This window comes from Methyloceanibacter sp. (assembly GCF_050999895.1).
GTDB lineage: Bacteria > Pseudomonadota > Alphaproteobacteria > Rhizobiales > Methyloligellaceae > Methyloceanibacter.
The window spans coordinates 1-3541 of the sequence record NZ_JBPCOU010000053.1; the positions used below are offsets into that span (position 1 = coordinate 1).

Sequence of the window (3541 nt, forward strand, 5' to 3'; positions counted from 1 at the left end):
CGCTTGCGACGAAGGACACCATCGTCTTCGGTTGCCAATATCGTGGGCCCGAGGCCGACGCCCCGCCGCTGATCGGCTTTCATCGCCGCGGCGAATGCCCGGCGATCGTTTCCGCGCCAAGCGCCACTCAGGTCGCGTTGCGCAACTATATCGGCTCGGTCGCCGCGGATTCCGCCGGTGGCATCGTTGCGGCCTCATCGCCGAAGGGTGGCCTCGTCACCTATTGGGATTCGCGGGACAGCGCTATCGCGGCAGCACCGACCTGAATGACGGCTGCGGGCTAGCACCGATGCGCCACCGGGCAAGCTTCCTGCTGACGAGCGGCGAAGGCTGGCTTGCAAGCGCGGATGCGAGTGGCCAAATGGAGCGGGAGGCCTCCAAGTATCACTGGGACAATCACGCGATCCTCGTGACTTAAACTTGAGACGGAAGCGCGCGTCGGGGCCATTTCCGGGCCTATTCTCACCGCATTTCTCAGTCTAAGTTGCGCTGACGAGGCCGCTGACGACAGACCGGCCATGCGCGCGGCAACCACGCGGCAAAATCGGTACCACGACTGGACGGTATGAAGCGAACTCTCAAAATCGGCGGAGCGATCGTCGCAGCCCTGCTGGTGCTGATCCTCGGCCTCAACCTCCTGATCTCCGCGAATTGGGTCGAGGCCCGTGTCGCTTCGCGCGTGATGGAGCAGACTGGCCGCGAGCTGAAGGTGAACGGCAGCACCTCGCTCATGTTCACGCCCAATCCGCACATCGTCATCACCGACGCGACCATTACCGATCCTGCCGCGCAGAAGGGCACAGCCGATCTCGCTGTGGAGAGGATCGCCATCGATTTGAGCTTCAGCGAGTTGCTGAGCCGTCAGATCGATGCGGATCGCGTGAAGCTGGTGCGGCCGGTGCTGACCGTGCGCCTTGGCGACAAGGACAAGGAGCAGCGCACCGGTACCGAGCCGCCACTCAAGCACGCGGCGGCGAAAACAAAGCCGTTCATCGCCGCGCAGACCGTCGCGGTGCAAAAGACGCCGCGCCGTGAGGTGAAGCTTGAGCACGTCGTTATCCAGGATGGCGCCGTGCAAATCCTCTATGACGCGAAGGGCACCGAGCGGCGCGTCGAGCGCATCAATGCGATCGTGCGCCTGCCGGAGATCGCCGCGGCCTTGACCGCCAAGGGCAAGTTTGACTGGAAGGGCGAGACCGTCCGTTTCAGTCTCGAGCTCGCCACGCCCGCGGAATTGCGCGCAAGCCGCCCCGCGAAGCTGCAGCTTGCGCTGGACTCAGACGCGATCGCGGCCCGTTTCGACGGCGCTCTTTCGACAAGGCCGGATTTTGTCGGCGAGGGCGATCTTTCCGCGAAGGCCCATTCAATTCCGTCTCTGCTCGCCTGGATGCGGCAAGGCTCGACCTCGGCGACGGCGATCGGCGACGGCGAGCTTGCAAGTCATGTCTCCTGGACCCGCGAGCAGGTCAGCTTCAGCAAAGCGCGCTTCGCGCTGGAGCATGCCCAGGGCCAAGGTCAGGCTGTCGTCACCTTGCAGGAGCCGCGCCCGCATATCCGCGCGGCGTTCGGGCTCGAGCGCCTCGATCTCAATCCGTTTCTGGCGAAGAAGCAGGGTACAGGCGAAGCGCCGCCAATGCGCGCGCCGGTCCCTCAGGCGCCCGAAGCACCCGCCCGGCAAGCAAGCGAAGGCGAGCCAGGGGACGAGACCGCCAAGCCAAAGAATTGGTTTGCCAAGCCCGGCGAAGGCGCAAGCGGTGACGAAGCCGTTGTTCCCGCACAGCCCACCGAGCAGGCGCCGGTGCCGGCGGCACCGGAAGCCGCCGAAACAGTGCCGCCTCCCGCCCCCGCGCAGATGCCGTCGGGCAGAGTGGCGCCGGCCGCCTTTGACGCCGACCTCAATCTGAACATTCGCCAGACCAGGGTCAGCCATTTGGAAATCGGGCCGAGCGCGCTCGGTCTCGGCTTTCGCGACGGCGTGCTGACCGCGACGCTCGGCGGCATGGAGCTTTACGACGGGCATGGCACCGGACGATTCGTCCTCGACGCCACCAAGCCCGTTTCGACCTTCAACGGCGAACTGCGGCTCGAGGGTGTACAAGCCAGGACGCTGCTCAGCGATGCCGCTCAGTTCAGCATGCTGTCCGGCCTCACCAAGATGAATCTCGCGGTGAGCGGTCAGGGCGCCGATTCCGACCAGATCAGATCGTCGCTTTCCGGTCAGGGCAGTTTCGTCGTCAGCGATGGCGAAATTGAAGGCGTTGACATCGCGGCATTTCTCAACACGCTGGGCGCAGGCGAGATCCCCGAGTTACGCCAGGAGCCGGGCGCAAAGACGGCGTTCAGCGATCTCGGCGGCAGCTTCACCATCGCCAACGGCATCGCCGAAACCAATAACCTCCAGATGACGAGCCCGCTGCTCAAGGTGACGGCTGCAGGCAACGTCAACCTCCCGCAATCCACCATTGACATCCTGGCGCATCCGGAGATCGTCGCCGCGCCAGAAGGCAAGAAGGGCGCGAACGACCTCGCCGGTCTCACCATTCCCGTCCGCATCGCGGGTCCGCTCGACCAGCCCTCCATTAAGCCTGAGATCGGCGGTCTCTTCGCCAATCCGGAGAAGACATCAAAGACCGTGAATCAGATCGGCGATGTGATCCGCAAGAAGTTCAAGGGCAAGCCGGTCGGCGAGGCGATAGGCCGGCTCTTGGGCAATGTTCAGGTCGGCCCGCGCGAAGAGGAAACCGAAGCGTCCGACGAGCGCCCGGCGTCAAAAGGCAAGCGTTCAACGAAAGCCGCGCCGGCGAAGAAGCGTCGCGCGCCCGAAGCGAACGAGGCGGAGCAGGGCGATGGCGGCGCGGCCGAGGAGCCCATCGACCCGGACGTCGAGCAGATCCTGCGCTGAGAGCGTCGGCCTTGGCGCAGCACAAGCCATCGCGACGCCTCGACGCGCATGGTGCTCCCACCTATAAGGGCGTCATGCCGCCATCTCCGCGCAGATCGCCACGCCGAAAATCGGATTCGTCAGTCTGGGCTGCCCCAAGGCGCTCGTCGATTCCGAACGCATCATCACCAAGCTCAGGGCCGAAGGCTACGACCGCCGAACATCGTGCGGTCGGTCTGATTGCAGGCCCCCAGCAAGCTGGCCGCGGCGGTCGTCGCGAACAGCGCAAGCACCAAGCGGCTGCGCGGACGAGGGCGGAAGGCTTCGGGCATCAGGACACGATCCTTGAGGGCGCGGAATCCGCCCGTTCATTTCATTCACCTTTCGTCATGTTGTGGACGCGCGTCAAAAAAGAATTAACCATACGCAAAATGCGGGGAATTGCGGTGAATTGCGGGGTTTTTGCGCGCAAACTCTATGAGGCGGCGCGGGCCTTGAGTTCGGCCGCCGCCCCCGCCTCCCATTCCGCCATTGCGGGCATGGCGAGCAGCGTCCGCGCGTAGGCGGCGGCGCTGCCATCGTCGCCGAGGCCGGCAAGGTCCACTCCATAGGTCCGGAAGCGGGTCGCGACCGGCGCGAACATGGCGTCGGCATTGCAGA

Annotated in this window: 2 protein-coding genes and 1 pseudogene; 2 read left to right on the plus strand and 1 reads right to left on the minus strand. The window is 64.9% G+C overall.

What is annotated here, in order from left to right:
• Together ACR2J1_RS05665 and ACR2J1_RS05670 are read left to right on the plus strand one after the other, a co-directional pair.
• A partial coding sequence (locus ACR2J1_RS05665) for a DUF1513 domain-containing protein (RefSeq protein ID WP_434018366.1) occupies window positions 1-266 on the plus strand: 266 nt, incomplete at its 5' end.
• A 299-nt stretch (window positions 267-565) separates the two neighbouring features.
• Window positions 566-2902, plus strand: a complete 2337-nt coding sequence (locus tag ACR2J1_RS05670; protein ID WP_434018367.1) for an AsmA family protein — start codon at window positions 566-568, stop codon at window positions 2900-2902.
• A gap of 454 nt (window positions 2903-3356) precedes the next feature.
• Here ACR2J1_RS05670 and ACR2J1_RS05675 read toward each other — a convergent pair.
• Window positions 3357-3541 (minus strand): annotated as a pseudogene (locus ACR2J1_RS05675) (glutathione S-transferase); the annotation flags it as partial.